Source organism: Sphingopyxis sp. YR583 (assembly GCF_900108295.1).
Taxonomy (GTDB): domain Bacteria; phylum Pseudomonadota; class Alphaproteobacteria; order Sphingomonadales; family Sphingomonadaceae; genus Sphingopyxis.
This window is the reverse complement of sequence record NZ_FNWK01000003.1, coordinates 252,491-268,289: the sequence shown is the minus strand read 5'-3', so window position 1 is coordinate 268,289 and position 15,799 is coordinate 252,491. Positions and strand designations below refer to the sequence as shown.

The following is a 15,799-nucleotide window of genomic DNA, read 5'->3' as shown; positions in this document are numbered from 1 at the left end:
ATGACAGCGATGTCAGATTTTCTTCCCGCTCCCGCCAATGTGACCATCGCCGGCCATGAGGTTTCACCCATCGCCTGGGGCATGTGGCGCTTCGCCGGCGTTGACGTGGCTACGGCGCGCGCGCGGATCGACGCCGCGTTCGAAACCGGCGTCACGCTGTTCGACACCGCCGACATCTACGGCTGCGACACCCCCGGCGGTTTCGGCTCCGCCGAGGCTTTGCTAGGCGAGGTGTTCGCCGAAGCTCCGGGCCTGCGTGACAAGATGGTCCTTGCCACCAAGGGCGGGATCATCCTCGGCGTGCCTTACGACAGCAGCGCGGCCTATCTGACGTCGGCGATCGACATTTCGCTGAAACGCCTGCGCGCCGACCATGTCGAACTGTGGCAGATCCACCGTCCCGACCTGCTCACCCATCCGCAGGAAATCGCGCGCACGCTCGAGGATGCGCACCGCGCGGGCAAGATCGGTGCGATTGGCGTCTCGAACTTCACGCCCTCGCAGGCGGCGGCACTCGCCAAATTCCTGTCCGTTCCGGTGGTCAGCCATCAGAGCGAATTTTCGCCGCTTCACCTGAACCCGCTCTTCGACGGTATCTTCGACCAGTCGATGGCCGAGGGCATGTCCTTCCTCGCCTGGTCGCCGCTCGGTGGCGGCCGGCTCGGCGATCCGGCCGACGAGCGCACGCGCGCAGTCGCCGGACTGCTCGACGCGAAGGCCGCCGAATATGGCGTCTCGCGCGCCGCCGCGACCTACAGCTGGGTGATGGCGCATCCCGCGCGCCCGATCCCGATCGTCGGCACGCAGAATGTCGAACGTATCCGCGAAATTCCGCAGGCCTTCGCCCCGCGCTGGACGCGCGCCGAATGGTATGCGGTGCTGCAAACATCGATGGGGGAGAATCTGCCATGACCGACCGCTCGTGCGAGGTTAGCTGGTTTTCGGCGCTCTGCGACGACGACTATGAATTCCTAGGCGTTCCCGACCCGATGCTCAAATCGAGCTGGGAGCATTGCCGCGACATCGTGATGCAGGCCGACAGTCAGGGTTTCGACAATATCCTGCTCCCCTCGGGCTATGCGCTCGGCATCGACACCACCGCCTTCGCCGCGGCGATCGCGACGATGGTGAAGCGCATCCGTCTGCTGATGGCGGTGCGCATCGGCGAAAGCTGGCCGCCGCAGCTCGCGCGCCAGATCGCGACGATCGACCAGATCCTCGGCGGCCGCCTGACGGTCAACATCATCTCCTCGGACATGCCCGGCGAGGCGATGGACTCCGAACCGCGCTACCGCCGCACGGTCGAGGCGATGCATATCCTGAAGACCCTGCTCAATGGCGAGGAACTCGACCATGACGGCGAGTTCTGGAAGCTGCAGGTCGCACCCGCGCGCGTCGGGACCGTGTCGGGCAAGGCGCCGCCGCTCTACTTCGGCGGGCTTTCCCCGGCCGCGCGCGACGCCGCCGCCAAGGGCTGCGACGTCTTCCTGATGTGGCCCGACCGCGAAGAGGTGGTGAAGGAGATCATCGCCGACATGGCCCAGCGCGCCGCCGCATACGGCCGCACCCTCAAATTCGGCTATCGCGCGCATATGATCGTGCGCGACACCGAAAGCGAAGCGCGCACCGCCGCCGACCGCCTGCTCTCGAAGCTCGACGCCGCGAAGGGCGCCGAGATCAAGGCGAAGTCGCTCGACTCGCAATCGTTCGGCGTCAACGCACAGGTTGCCTTGCGCGAAGCCGCGTCCGACGACGGCTATGTCGAGGACAATCTGTGGACCGGCGTCGGCCGCGCCCGCTCGGGCTGCGGCGCCGCGATCGTCGGCGACCCCGATCAGGTGCTCGCGAAGCTTGCCCGCTATCAGGACATGGGCATCGAAGCCTTCATCCTCTCGGGCTACCCGCACGCCGCCGAAGCCGACCTCTTCGCGCGCCATGTGCTGCCGAAGATGAAGCACGGGCCGCTGGAACTCTGAGCTACCCGTCATTGCGAGGAGCGACGCGACGCGGCAATCTCCTGCCATCGGCCTTGCGCAGGTTCGATAGCTGGAGATTGCTTCGCTGCGCTCGCAATGACGATTTGGGGATGCCCCGCCTCCTCGATGAGACGTAGGAGAGAGGGAGACGGGGCGAGCGCGCTAAAGCAGAGCGCGCCTTGCCCGTCGATTAACCGAAGGTGTTATCCCGCCCAAACCGCGGCATAAAGTGCCGCCATCTCCTCCGCATCCGGCACCCGCGGATTGTTCGCGGGCGATCCCGACGCCGCCGCCTGCGCGCACATCGTCGGCACCAGCGCATCCCAGCGCGCCGCGTCTATGCCCCATGCCGCCGGTCCCGGCACCTCGAGCTCGCGGTTCAATGCCGCCAGCTCGTCGAGCAACCGTGCCACCGCCGCCTGATCGCCCTCGGCTTCGTCCGCCACTCCCATTGCGCGTGCGCAATCGGCATAACGATGCAGCGCCGCGGGCGCCGACCATGCCGTCACCGCGGGGAGCAGCATCGCATTCGACAGCCCATGCGGCACATGGAAATGCGCGCCGATCGGCCGGCTCATCCCGTGCACCAGCGCGACCGAACTGTTCGAGAAAGCGATCCCCGCCTGCGTCGCGCCCAGCATCATCGCCTCGCGCGCCGCGGCGTCCATCGGGTCGCTGCACACGCGGCGCAAATTCGGCGCGAGCGCGCGCATCGCGAGCAGTGCCATGCCATCGCTGAACGGGTTGGCGCGCTTCGACACATAGGCCTCGATCGCATGGACCAGCGAGTCGATGCCGGTGTCGGCGGTCAGCCTTTTGGGCTTGGTGAAGGTCAGCTCGTAATCGACCAGCGCCGCGATCGGCAGATAGGCGAGCCCGGGGCACAGCATCTTTTCGTCGGTCGTCTCGTCGGTGATGATCGTGAAGCGCGTTGCCTCCGACCCCGTGCCCGCGGTCGTCGGGATCGCGATCACCGGCAGGCCCGGCGCGTCCTGCACATGCGGCGCCTTGTAATCCGCCATCGCCCCGCCGTGTTTGCCGAGCAGGGCAATCGCCTTGGCGCTGTCGAGCGGGCTGCCGCCGCCGAAGCCGACGACGCAATCATGCTCACCGTCGAGCAGAAATGCCACGCCCGCATCGACCGAAGCCACCGTCGGATCGGGCACTGTATCCGAGAACACCCGCGCAGAAATCCCAGCCGCCGCCAGCCCATCGACCAATTCCACCACCCGCCCGCTGCTCACCAGCCAGCCATCGGTCACGATCAGCGGCCGCGACAGCCCCAGCGACTCCAGCACCTCGGGCAATTGCTTCGACGCCCCGCCGCCGATGCGGAAGATACGGGGCAGGGCGATACTCGCGATACTCAACTGACCATCTCCTCACGGATCGTTTTGCGCGCCATCCAGAACAGCGCCGAGGCGAGCGCGCCGAACAGGATGAAGATCATCAGCGACCAGCGCACGCCCTCCGCCGATCCTAGCTCCATCGGGCCCGAGAGGAAATCGCTGACCGCGCCGACGCCGAGTGGGCCTAATCCGAGGCCCAGCAGGTTGATGATGAACAGCAGCACCGCCACCGCCGTCGCGCGCGTCTGCGGCTGCACCAGCCCCTGCACCGCGGCGAAGCCCGGCCCGTACCAGAGCGTGTTGAGGATAGGCGGAAAGGCAAACATGATCAGCGCGAACACCGCCGAATCCGCCATCAGTCCCGCGATGTAAAAGGGGATGCCGAGAAAGGTCGAAACCGCCGGGATCGCGACATAGGCGCGCAAATCGCGCCCGCCATATTTGTCGGCAAGCTGCCCGCCCATCCACGTCCCGAGCGCGCCGGTCAGCCCGAGCACGATGCCGAGTGCAACGCCGAGAAACCCGGTCAGCCCCAGCCCGAAATCGCCCGCGATCACCGTCAGTTCCTCGGCATGGTTGCGAAAGAAAAAGGGAGCGAGGAAGGCCGCGGCACCATAGCCGATGAACGCCTTGATCGCCGCGGCGAAGGCGATCAGCCAGAAGGTGCGCTTGCTGCGGATCTCGGCCATCGCGGTCCTGAAATCGGGCCGCGAGGCCTTTAGCGCCGCGAGGTCGGCATTCATCTGCTGCCGCCGCGGTTCCTTCAGCGTCGCCCACGCGATCAGCGCCATCAGCACGCCTGGCGCGCCCGCGACAAGGAACGCCGTCCGCCATCCATAAGCATCGGCGATCAGCCCACCCATCGCGAGCCCAAGCAGCCCGCCCAGGGGAATTCCGAGCGAGTAGAAGGCGAGGGCGGAGGCGCGCTTCTCCTTTGGCGTATAGTCGGTGATCAGCGAATGCGCCGGCGGCGTACACCCCGCTTCGCCAATCCCGACGCCGATCCGGCAGAGTACGAGCTGGACGAAATTCTGCGCAAAGCCGCACGCAACGGTGAACACGCTCCACAGTCCCGCGGCGACCGCGATGATCCTTGGCCGGTCGCCCGTTTCGGCAAAGCGCGCGATCGGGATGCCGAGCACCGTATAGAAAAGCGCAAAGGCGAGCCCTGTCATCACGCCGAGCTGCCAGTCGGCGAGGTGCAGCTCATTCTTGATCGGCTCGGCAAGGATCGAGACGATCTGCCGGTCGAGGAAATTGAGGATATAGATGATCAGCAATACCGTCAGCGCATAGCGGCGGTACGCGGGCGACAAGGGCGCTGCGGCGGGCAGGGTGGGGGCTTCGCTTATCATCTCATCCTCTCATCATTTTCTCTTCTTTCGTCACCCCGGACTTGATCCGGGGTCCATTCTCCCAACGCCTGCATTCATGGATGCCGGATCAAGTCCCGCATGACGACAGGATCGTTGACTCCGACACCCAACAAGATATGACAGCGTTGTCTGAAAAGGAAGCCAATGCCCGAATTGCTCGTTCTTCAATCGGTCTGGGGCCTCGACAAATGCCCCGGTTTCGACATCGAAAATCGCCTCGACGAGGCGCTGAACGAGGTCGTCGCCGCCGGGTTCGACGGCGTTGGCGTCAACCTCGCACGCACCGCGCGCACCGACGGCGTCGCGCGCGTCATGAACCCGCTCGGCCTCGCATGGGAAGGACAGGTGCTCATCCATGACGCCGACCAGCTCCGCCACTGGATCGGCGAAGCGCACCGCCTCGGCGCGCATCACCTCAACGTCCAGATCGCCGGCCCGACCGCCGACTTCCGCGCCGCGCTGCGCCTGATCGACAGCCTGATCGCCGCGGCGAAGGATGCGCCGCTCCCCGTGTGGTTCGAAACTCACCGCGGCCGCCTCACCAACGACCTGCTTTTCACGCTGCAATTGCTCGAGGAACGCCCCGGCCTGCCGCTCACCGCCGATCTCTCGCATTATCCCGTCGCGGGCGAGATGGAACTGCCGCTCCGCGACGACCAACTGGCGGCGATCGAGACGATCCTGCAGGGCAGCCATAATTTCCACGGCCGCGTCTCGACAACGCATCAGGTCCAGGTTGCGCTCGACGCGCCGCAGCATCAGGCCTGGCTCGACCAGCATATCGCGTGGTGGCGTCGCGGCTTCGAACTCTGGCTCGAACAGGCGCGGGGCGATGACGCGCTGACCTTCATGTGCGAACTCGGCCCGCCGCCCTATGCGATCACCGCGCCCGACGGCAGCGAACTCACGAACCGCTGGGATGAAGCGCAGCGCATGCGCGATATCGTTCGCGGTCTGTGGCGCGAGGTGAGCGGGGCCTGACACTTTCCGCGTCACCCAAATCCCGTTCGCCCTGAGCTTGTCGAAGGGCCGTTCTTTCTTTTCCCGTCGGTGAAAGGAAGAAGGGCGGTCCTTCGACAAGCTCAGGACAAACGGAATATGGGGCTGAGTCATACCGCCACCGCATCCCGCCAGCGCGCAAACGCCGCATCGGCTTCGTCGCGCGACACCCTCGGCAGAAATTCGGCATCGTACCGCGCGAGCCGCTTCAAATCGCTCTCACCGAACAGCCCTGCGCCCATCCCCGCCGCCAGCGCCGCGCCATAGGCGCTCGCCTCGCGCACCGCGTGCCGCCGTACCGGCCGTTGCAAAGCGTCGGCCTGCAACTGCATCAGCGTATCGCTAGCCGACAGCCCGCCCGCGACGGGCAGCGCCTCGGGCACCGGCAGCGACGCCGCGATCACCTCGGCAATCTCGCGAAAACGGAACGCGATGCCTTGCAACGCCGCGCGGGCGACCTGTCCCGGCCCGTCGGCAAAGCTCAGCCCCGCGATCAGTCCGCGCGCCTCGAATTTCCCGTGCGGCGCGCCCATGCCCGCCAGCGACGGCCGTACCACCACATTCCCCGCATCCCCGACCGAAGCCGCCGCCGCTTCGAGCGCCGCGGGCGATGCGAACAGGCCGAGCCCGCCGCACAGCCATTCAATCATCGACCCGGTCGTGATCACCATCCCCTCGACGCAGAAACGCGGCTTCCCGCCGGCGAAAGCTAGTGCCTCGGCGGGCATGCTGCTGTGGATCGTCTCGGGCGTCTCGCCGGTTCCGGCCATCAGTACGCCCGACGTGCCATAGGTCGCTTTCCAGTCGCCGCGTCCCAGCGCACCATGCGCGACCATCGCAGCCTCCTGATCGGCGATCAGCGCGGTGATCGGAACGTGTACGCCAAGCACGGCGGGATCGCTTTCCGCAATCGGACCCCAGCTTTCGACCTGCGCCGGAAACATGCTCGCTGGCAGGCGCTGGTGCGCGAGTAGCGCCGCATCCCATCCGGCGCCGTTCGCATAATCATAATAGCCCGTCAGCCAAGCCGCCGAGGCGTCGGTGACATGCGCGCCGCTCAGCTTATAGATCAGCCAGCTATCGAGCGTCCCCCATTGCAGCGCCGCCGGATCGCGCCCCGACAGCGCAATCGCAGCAGGCAGCTTCGCCGACGGCACCTGCGGCCAGCCGGTGAAACCCGCCGCGCGCAGGGCCTTATATTCCTCCATCCCGCGCAGATCGCTCCACACCAGCATCGGCGCGACCGGCTCGCCGGTGGCGCGATCCCATAGCACGATACTCGCGCGCTGCGTCGTCACCCCGATCGCGGCGACATCGGCGATGCTGCGCCCCGCCGCCGCTAGCGCGCCATCGATCACCGCGCGGCAGATGGCCCCGACCTCGGCGGCATCCTGCTCGACCATCCCGGGCCCGGGGAAGCGGCTCGCGATCGGCCTTTTGTCGACGCCCAGCACGGTGCCCGCCGGATCGACCAGCATCGCGCGCGCGCCCGTCGTGCCCGCATCGAGTGCGAGCAGAAGCTCAGGCATCGGGTATCAGATTGCCCGGATTCATGATCCCCTCCGGATCGAGACAATTCTTCAATTGCCGCAGCAACGCAACGCCGCTCTCGCCCAGATCATGGTGCAGATACGGCTTCCTCAGCCGCCCCGCGCCATGATGGTGCGCAACCCCGCCGCCATGTTTCGCGGTCGCCTCCATGATCGCGCGCCAGCCGGCGAAATAGGCGGGCTCCATCTTCGCGCTATCCTCGAAGGTCGCGGCGAAGCTGAAATAGAGGTTGATGCCCGACCGATAGACATGGCTGCTGTGCGCCGACGCGTTGATCACGCCGGGGATCGCGTTGAGCGCCGCAATGCTGTCGTCATAGATCGCGCCTATTTCGCTCCAGCGCCCCGAAATCTCGACCGTGTCGGCGACATAGCCGCGCTCGAACATGTCGCGCCAGCTCGGCACATGGTTGCGCTTTTCGATCCACTGCTTGGCCGCCATCGGATCGCCCGCTTCGAGGCCCGCGCTGGCGCAAATCTCGTGCATCGCCGCCAGTTCGGCATCGACGCGAGATTTCGGCCCCTCATGGACCATTAGCAGCATCGCCTTGCCATCGCGTTCATAGTCGCGGAACAGCCGCCGTACCTCGCGCCCGTCATACTGGCGCATCACCGGCGGCCGCCAGTCGGCGCGGATAATCTGCCGCTGCGCCTCGAACCCGGCGCGCATGTCGTTCGCGTAAAAGATGCTGTAATCCCGGTGCGGCGCCTTCGCGCGCAGCGAAAAGGTCACCCCGGTGATGACGCCCATCGTCCCTTCGGCGCCCATCAGCAAGTGGCGGAGGTCGGGTCCGGCAGCGGCGCGCACCGCCTTGCCCAGCGTCACCAGTTCGCCGTTCGGCAGCACCGCCTCGATCGAATGGATGATGTCCTCGATATTGCCATAAGCGGTCGAGAACTGCCCCGACGCGCGCGTTGCGACCCAGCCGCCGACGCTGCTGATCGCGATCGACTGCGGCCAGTGGCCGATCGTCAGCCCGTGCGCCGCGACGGCTTCCTCGGCCGCCATGCCGTTCAGCCCCGCATCGAAGCTCGCGAGCAAATCGTCGCTGTCGATGTAACGGACGCGGTTCATCGAACTCATGTCGAGCAGGATCGAGTCTGGCGTCGGCTGGATCCCGCCGCACACCCCGCTGCCAAGGCCATAGGGGATCAGCGGCACGCGCATCTCTGCAGCGAAGCGCACGACCTTCTGGACATCCTCGACCAACTGCGGCCGCACGACGCACCCCGGCGCGGGCACCGCTTCGCCGCGCCAGTCGCGCAAATGCTTGACCGCCCATTGGTCGTAACGCCGCGCATTGAGCGCATCGGCATCGCTCGCGACGCGGTCGGCGCCGATAAGGCTGGCAAGGGCTTCGGCAATCGAACTCATTTCACTCTCCCAAAAGCCTGCGGCTCTCATCGTTGATCCGGCGGCAATGCGCGATCTGGTCCGCCTTCATGGCGTCATCCCACCCGAGCAGCGCGCCCATCACATTGGCGGCAGGCGCCAGCGCCGCGAGGCCCGCACCGTCGTCGAACCACGCGCGCGCACTCCGCCGCACCCAATAATCCTCCAGCGTCGATGCGCCTTCGTGCGTCACCGCGCGCGCCGCCTCGGCAGCGACATCGCCGCCCGCGATCACGATCTCGTTCGCCTCGTCGCCGTACAGCCCCGCCAGCCGCTCGGCCGCCAACGGATCGAGTCCGGCCAGCCGCAACTCGCGAAAGCCGCCCGGCAGCGGCGCATCGGCGGTCGAACAAGGCAGAGCGGTCGCGCCCAACCGCTCGACCACCAGATCGACGACACGCTCGGCCATCGCGCGATAGGCGCTGAGCTTGCCCCCCGCGATCGACACCAGCCCGCTGGGCGAGGTCCAGATCTCGTCCTTGCGCGATACCTCGTTCGCCTTCTTCCCCGGCTGCGCGATCAGCGGCCGCACCCCCGACCAGAGCGAGGCGATCTCGGCATCGCGGATCGGATCGATCGCCAGCGCCGCCTCGGTCGCGCGCAGCAGATAGTCGATGTCGCCTCGCGTCGGTGCGGGCCAGTAATCGGCGCCGTCATGGAACACGTCGGTCGTGCCGATATAGGTGAATGCCCCGCGCGGCACCGCGAAGATGCTGCGCTTGTCGGGCGCGCGGATGATGATCGTGGAATTGATCGTCAACCGCACGCGCGGCAGCACCAGATGGATGCCGCGGCTCAGCGACATGCGTGCGTCGCCTTCGCCCGCTTCGAGCCCGCGCACCTGATCGACCCACGCGCCCGCGGCGTTGACGACCAGCTTCGCCTTGATCCGCGCGCCCAGCCCGTCGTCGAGCGTCGACGTCGCAACCAGCCCGTCACCCGTTAGCTCGGACGCCGCCGCATGGCTCACGACCACCGCGCCCGCACCCTGCGCGCTGCGGATATTCGCGAGCACCAGCCGCGCATCGTCGGTCAGGAATTCGGGATACAGCACCGCGCCGTTGAGCTTATCGGTGCGCATCAACGGCTCGCGCCGCTGCAGTTCGGCCAGCCCGATCACCTCATGCTTTTCGGCCTCGGGCACGCTGCCGAGCTTCTCGAACGTCCACAGCCCCGTCCGCAGCTTCGCGGTCATCGCCATGTTCGTCGTCGGGATCAGGAAGGGCGACAGCCGCGTCAGGTGCGGGGCGATCCGCCGCAGGATCTGCCGCTCCGACGCCGCTTCCTTGACCAGCGCAATGTCGCCCTGCGCCAGATAGCGCAGCCCGCCATGGATCATCTTCGAGCTTCGACTGCTCGTGCCGCTCGCATAGTCGCGCGCCTCGACCAGCGCGACCGACAGCCCGCGCATCGCCGCATCGCGCGCGATCCCCGCGCCGGTGATCCCGCCGCCGATCACCGCGAGGTCGAACGTCCGCGATTCCAGTTCGGCAAAGACCTGCACACGCCGCCGCGCATCGAGTTGGGTGCTGCTCATATCCTCACGCTATGCGCATCACGGTGCTATTGGTATTGCAAAACAGGAATGATATGGTGCGCGCCATGAACCTCCGCCGCCTCCGCCATTTCGACACGCTCTACCGTCTCGCCAGCTACGCGCGCGCCGCCGACGAACTCGGCCTCACGCAGTCGGCGCTGACCCGCTCGATCCAGAAGCTCGAGGAAGAACTGGGCGCCACGCTCTTCGACCGCACCACCCACTATGTCCGACCGACCAGCGACGCCGACCGCCTGATCCGCTCGGCGCGCGACGTCATCGCTGCCTCGGCGAACCTCGAACAGGAAGCGCGCGGCCTCGGCCAGCCGAGCGGCGGCACCGTCGCGGTCGGCAGCGGTCCCTATCCGCTGCAGCCCTTGCTCACCGACGCAATCGTGCGCTTTGCAGAAAGCCACCCAGGCGTGCGCGTCACCGTCACCGGCGGCCCGTCCGAGCAATTGCTTGAAACCCTCGTCGACCGCCGCCTCGACCTCGTCGTCTGCAACCGCGCCAAATTCGCATCCTCGGGCCACGCCGACGAGGTGCTCTGCATTCCGCTCCCGCCCGAACCTTTGATGCTCGTCTGCGCCCTCGATCATCCGCTCGCGAAAGGGGCGGGCGACAGCGCTGACTTCCCCTGGGCGCTCCCGCGTCCTGCACCGGGCAGTAACTTCCCCCGCGCCCTCCGCGCCCGCGTCGCCGCGGGGCAATTCCCCGATTATGAGCTCGATTCCACCGCCGCCTGCCTCGACATGGCACGCAGCGGCCGCGCGATCACCGTCGTGCCGCAGCGCCTCGCGATCCGTAGCGGCCTCGCGATGATCGCGCTGCCGCCATCCGAAGTCACCCGCGATGCCATTCATCTCCTCCGCAACCGCAGCCGCAGCGCGCTCGTCGCCGCGTTCGTCGATGTGCTGAAGGAGGTGGCTCAGGCCGAGACGATCCCGTCGAACAGCGCGCTATCCGCCGACCCCGCACGGTAAAACACCGGCGGCTCCCCGAACGGCGCCGCGACCGTCACATCGCTCCCGCCCGCATAGCTCTGCCCCGACCAGACATGCACCCAGTCGGCCCCGGCGGGCAGATAGGTCGTCCACTCGCTCTTCCCCGTCGCGATCACCGGCGCGACAAGCAGATCGGGCCCGAGCAGATACGACGTCTGGATCGCATAGGTTTCGAGATCGTCCTCGAAATGCAGGAACAGCGGCCGCTGCACCGGCAACCCCGTCTCCGAAGCCTCCTTCGACAGCCGCCGGATATACGGCGCCAGATGCGCATAAATCCGCGTCATCTTCGCAAAATGTGCGAGCAGTTCGGCGTCATCGTCATATTGCACATTCTGCCGCGGCCGGTTGCCCTCATGCGTGCGGATCATCGACGTAAACGCCGACATCTCGGCCCAGCGCATCGCCAGTTCGGCATCGCGCGTCGTTTCGAACAGGCTGGTATAGCCGCCGCAATCGCTGTGATGATGCGCGTTGCCCAGCATCCCCGCCGACAGCGCGGCGCATATCACCGTCCCGATCCCGTCGTGGCGGCTGAAATCGACCGACTGGTCGCCCGCCCACAGCATCGGGCAATGCCCCTGAACGCCGGTCGCGCCCGAGCGCATGAACACCATCATCTCGCCGGTCTGCCCGCGCATGGCGATGCCCTTGGCATTCACTTCGCCCCACAGCGCCGGCCAGCGATTATGCGCGGTCATCCCGCTCTCGCCATTTGCCAGCCGCACATCGACGGGCAGATACTCGCCAAAGTCTGCCATCCAGCCCGACAGCCCGAAATCGATCATCTTCTCGCCGATGATCGTGTCGGCGAACCACGCTGCGGCCGCCGGATTGGTGAAATCGACATGTCCGCAATCGAACTCGCCAAAGTCAATTATATAGGGCTCGTCCTTGTCGGGACGCATCACCATAAACCCCTGCGCCGCGGCCTCGGCATAGAGCGGACCATCGACCGCTAGATACGGGTTCACATAACCAAGGAACCGGATCCCGCGCTCGCGCAATTCCGCGATCCGCGCCGGCAATTCGGGATAGCGCTCCGCATTCCACTGCCAGTCCCAGAACAACCGATTGCCGAAACTGGTGATCCGAAGCCCGACCCAGTCCTCGCACCACAGTCCCGACACCGCGACCCCGGCCTCCTCATAGGCCTTGAGCCGCGCAAAACTGTTGTCGCCATCCTTCAGGCCAATGACCGCGCCCTTCAGCAGCCATTCGGGCAGCGGCGGCTGGCGCCCGAAGCGCGCCGACAGCGCCGACACCAGCTCGGCAAAGCGCGGCCGCGCCCACAGCTCGATCTTCGCGGGAATCTCCCACACCTCGACCTCGTGATAACCCTCGTCGCGGAAATCGAACGCCGAATAGGCAAAGCTGTCGACATGCAGCGCGTACCGCCGCGAACTCACGAACGTCGGCTGCGGGTAATTGGTGTGCGTCGGGCTGCCGCCGCCGCCCTTGCGGTGCGCCTCGACCTGCCGGAACAGCTCCGACGACGGATCGCGGCCAACACCCGGCTCGCTCGACCACAAAGGGACATGCCGCCCGCGCAGGTCGAAATAGGAGAATTGCTCGCCGCCGCCCCACACATGCTCGCCCGCGTCGGCGGGAATGCGCAGCCACAATCGGTTGAGCGCCGGATCGAGCGCCGTCAACGCGATCGTCGCATCGTCGCCGTCGCCCGCGATGCGCGCTTCGAGCAGCCAGGGCGAACCCGCGGCCTCGGCAAATCGTATGACCGGTCCATCGACCTCGACATGCCCCAGCGCAATACGCTCGATCACCGTCTGCGACACATCGAAATGCCCAAGCTTCGAATGAACATGCGCTTCGCCGCGCCCGACAAAGAAACAGGGCGCGCCGCCCTGATGCGAGAGGATCACCTGCCCGCCGAGGCGGAGTGCAAAGCCGGTGTCGCGCGCATCAAGCGCCATGGGGAGGATCCTTTCCAAGCCTTCATAATATCCTCCTTGTCGCGAAGCGATGGGGAGGGGGACCATCCGTAGGATGGTGGAGGGGCCGCGACGTTGCGCAATCGCCCATCCGTCAGCGGCCAAGGCCGCTGCCACCTCCCCATCGCTGCGCGACAGGGAGGAAGCGGGAGTCCCCGCCGCATCGTGGACGGACGCGGCGGGGCAGGGGGGTCGTCAGAAATTCATCCGTGCGGTGACGCCGAAATAACGCTCGGCATCGCGCGGGGTGATCTGGCGCATGAACGACGTGCCGTTCGGGATGCGCTGGATCACGAACTGCTTGTCGGTCAGGTTCTTGACGATGAACGACAGGCTGTATTTGTCGTCGTCGGTGCTCACCTTGATCCCGGCATCCCAGATCGCATAGGCGCTCTGGAACGCATTGGGGTTCTGGTTGATGTCGAACTGGGTGCGGCTCTGATAGACGAGCGAGCTGTTCAGATCGACGTTGAAGCCGTCGATGTTCAGCGGCAGGCGCCAGTCCATCGTCACCGTGCCCTTATATTTCGGGGCAAAGGGCAGCGGCTTGCCGTTGATCGCATCGGCGCAGGTGACCGCCGCGCCCGACGGACAGATGAACTTGTTGATATGCGCGTCGGTGTAGTTGAAGCCGCCCGACAGCGAGAAATCGTCGGTGATCGCGGCGTTGAAATCCATTTCGATGCCGCGCGTCGACACCGTGCCCGCATTGGTCAGGCGGGTTACGACCTGCCCGGCGACGAGATCGAGGAAGTTCGCCTGATAATTGTCGTACTTCGCATAGAAGCCCGCGATGTTCAGCGTCAGGCGGCGATCGAACAGCCGGGTCTTCAGGCCGACTTCATAGGCATCGGACTTTTCGGGATCGATGCGGCCGGTATCGCGCGCCAGCATGTTGAAAAACACGTTGAGCGCCGGACCCTTGTAACCGCGGGTATAGGTCGCATAGCTGACGATATCGTCGGTCAGGTCATATTGCAGGCCGGCATTGCCCGACCAGCCAGTGTCCTTGATCGACCCGGCCGAGGCGAAGGCCGGGTTCACGCCGGAGAAGGCGGCGAGCGAAGTCGAGCGGCGGGCAAAGTCATAGCTGACCTTGTCATTGGTATGGCGCAGGCCGACGATGCCGCGGAACGCATCGGTAAAGTTCAGCGTCGCTTGGCCGAACGCCGAATAGCTGGTGAGCTTGGTCGTGAAATCGGCGTTGCCCTCGTTGGTCAGATAGGTCGACGATCCGGCGGCGCATGGCGTCAGCCCGCCGACGGTCGGCAGCGTCGATGCGGTGCAGCTCGTAACCGTCCGGTTGAAGAAATCGACTTCCTTCGTGTGATAATAATAAAGCCCCGCAACATATTCGAAGAATTGCGGATTGGCCGACGCGATGCGCAGCTCCTGCGTGAACTGGTCGAACTTCAGGTCGCCACGATCGTGCGAACGGACGTCGCCCGTCGCGGTGCCGGTGTTTACGTAACGCGGTGCATCCGACCGGAAATCGCCGTCGCGCTGCTGGAAGTTATACCAGTGACGATATGCGGTGATCGAGGTCAGCGTGACCCCGCCCAGATCGAGGTCGATTTGCCCCGACACGCCGCTATTCTTGTCCTTGGTGTACGGATCGAGGTCGTTGTCGATATCCTTGTTCTTGCCGTCGAGCGTCAGCGGCGCGAGGCTCGGGATGAACACCGCATTGTTGAACGCCGACGAGAAGACGGTGCCGATGCTGTCGGCGAAACCATTGTCGCTGTTCTTCGAATAATCGGCGATCAGCGTAATTTTCAGATTGTCTGTCGGCTCGGCGATCACCTTGCCGCGCACGCCCCAATGTTCGTACCCGTTGACCTTGTGGTTGTTGAACACGTTGCGGGCGTTGCCGTCATACTGCGACCAGAAACCGGTCAGCGACGCGCGGATGCCGTCGCCCAGCGGGCCGCCGATGCTGCCGCGGATGCGATATTCATTGCCCTCATACCAGGCGGCGTCGATGTATCCGCCCAGCTCGTTGCTGGGCTCACGCGACACGATGTTGATCACGCCGGCGCTGGCATTCTTGCCGAACAGGCTGCCCTGCGGACCGCGCAGCACTTCGATGCGCTCGACGTCGAGGAAATCCGACGTCTGCTGGCCGGTGCGCGCATAGACGACGCCGTCGATGACGGTCGAAACCGACGGCTCGACGCCCGACGAGAAGCTGATCGTGCCGACGCCGCGGATCGACAGCGCCGAATCCTTGTTGGTGTTGCCCTTGCGGAAGGTCAGCGTGGGGACGCGCTGGAAAAGCTGCTCGGCCGAATTGACGTTCGACCGTTCGAGCTGCTCGCCCGACACGACCGAGATCGCGACCGGCACGTCCTGCAAATTCTGTTCGCGCTTCTGCGCGGTGACGATGATGTCGGTCGATGCGAACGGTGCGTCGGCTTCGGCCGGGGCGTCTTGCGCTGCGGCGGGGGCGGCGATCAGCGCCATCGCCATCGTGGTCGAAAGCGCCAGAGCCAGCTTGAACTTCGTCGTCTTCATCGAAAACCTCCCCACTCGCGTCCGGCGGATCATGCGTTCGCCTGGACCTTGGAACCGTGGCGCGGCCGCGAAAATCGGCCGAGAATCATCCGGTCGGCCCAAGGGCCAACTCGCCACGCATAGGGATGCGCGCGTAAATCATATCAGTC

General features: G+C 65.9%; 11 protein-coding genes. 4 read left to right on the top strand and 7 right to left on the bottom strand.

Annotated features, from left to right (window positions below; genetic code table 11):
- Positions 1–9: 9 nt before the first annotated feature.
- Complete coding sequence (locus tag BLW56_RS16820; protein ID WP_093512074.1) at positions 10–912, top strand: aldo/keto reductase; 903 nt, start codon at positions 10–12, stop codon at positions 910–912.
- Positions 909–1,976, top strand: a complete 1,068-nt coding sequence (locus BLW56_RS16815) for an LLM class flavin-dependent oxidoreductase (RefSeq protein WP_093511881.1) — start codon at positions 909–911, stop codon at positions 1,974–1,976. Before BLW56_RS16820 ends, BLW56_RS16815 begins: the two co-directional genes overlap by 4 nt.
- Before the next feature lie 203 nt (positions 1,977–2,179).
- Here the strand turns inward: BLW56_RS16815 and BLW56_RS16810 are convergent, their stop codons facing one another.
- Both BLW56_RS16810 and BLW56_RS16805 read right to left on the bottom strand, forming a co-directional pair.
- Entirely contained in the window at positions 2,180–3,346 is a 1,167-nt protein-coding gene (locus BLW56_RS16810; RefSeq protein ID WP_093511879.1) for an iron-containing alcohol dehydrogenase, read from the bottom strand.
- Positions 3,343–4,680 (bottom strand): spinster family MFS transporter, encoded by a 1,338-nt coding sequence (locus BLW56_RS16805; protein ID WP_093511877.1) that lies wholly within the window; start codon positions 4,678–4,680, stop codon positions 3,343–3,345. The genes BLW56_RS16810 and BLW56_RS16805 overlap by 4 nt, the downstream gene beginning before the upstream one ends.
- Positions 4,681–4,845: 165 nt before the next feature.
- Here BLW56_RS16805 and BLW56_RS16800 point away from each other — a divergent pair, with 165 nt between their 5' ends.
- Complete coding sequence (locus tag BLW56_RS16800) at positions 4,846–5,682, top strand: sugar phosphate isomerase/epimerase (protein ID WP_093511875.1); 837 nt, start codon at positions 4,846–4,848, stop codon at positions 5,680–5,682.
- Positions 5,683–5,810: 128 nt separating this feature from the next.
- On the opposite strand, the gene BLW56_RS16795 is transcribed toward BLW56_RS16800, so the two are convergent.
- The 3 genes from BLW56_RS16795 to BLW56_RS16785 are packed head-to-tail and all read right to left on the bottom strand — an operon-like array spanning position 5,811 to position 10,180.
- The gene (locus BLW56_RS16795; protein ID WP_093511873.1) at positions 5,811–7,229 is read right to left on the bottom strand and encodes an FGGY family carbohydrate kinase; all 1,419 of its coding nucleotides are present in this window, start codon (positions 7,227–7,229) and stop codon (positions 5,811–5,813) included.
- The gene (locus BLW56_RS16790) at positions 7,222–8,625 is read right to left on the bottom strand and encodes an FAD-binding oxidoreductase (protein WP_177176002.1); all 1,404 of its coding nucleotides are present in this window, start codon (positions 8,623–8,625) and stop codon (positions 7,222–7,224) included. Before BLW56_RS16790 ends, BLW56_RS16795 begins: the two co-directional genes overlap by 8 nt.
- 1 nt (position 8,626) lies before the next feature.
- On the bottom strand, positions 8,627–10,180 hold the full coding sequence (locus BLW56_RS16785; RefSeq protein ID WP_093511870.1) for a glycerol-3-phosphate dehydrogenase/oxidase: 1,554 nt from the start codon (positions 10,178–10,180) through the stop codon (positions 8,627–8,629).
- A gap of 65 nt (positions 10,181–10,245) precedes the next feature.
- Between BLW56_RS16785 and BLW56_RS16780 the strand changes: the two genes are divergently transcribed.
- The gene (locus BLW56_RS16780) at positions 10,246–11,163 is read left to right on the top strand and encodes a LysR family transcriptional regulator (RefSeq protein WP_177176001.1); all 918 of its coding nucleotides are present in this window, start codon (positions 10,246–10,248) and stop codon (positions 11,161–11,163) included.
- Here BLW56_RS16780 and BLW56_RS16775 read toward each other — a convergent pair.
- Positions 11,109–13,118 (bottom strand): alpha-glucosidase, encoded by a 2,010-nt coding sequence (locus BLW56_RS16775; protein WP_093511866.1) that lies wholly within the window; start codon positions 13,116–13,118, stop codon positions 11,109–11,111. The two genes, BLW56_RS16780 and BLW56_RS16775, sit on opposite strands and share 55 nt — an antisense overlap.
- Before the next feature lie 213 nt (positions 13,119–13,331).
- Positions 13,332–15,650, bottom strand: a complete 2,319-nt coding sequence (locus tag BLW56_RS16770; RefSeq protein ID WP_093511864.1) for a TonB-dependent receptor — start codon at positions 15,648–15,650, stop codon at positions 13,332–13,334.
- Positions 15,651–15,799: the final 149 nt, after the last annotated feature.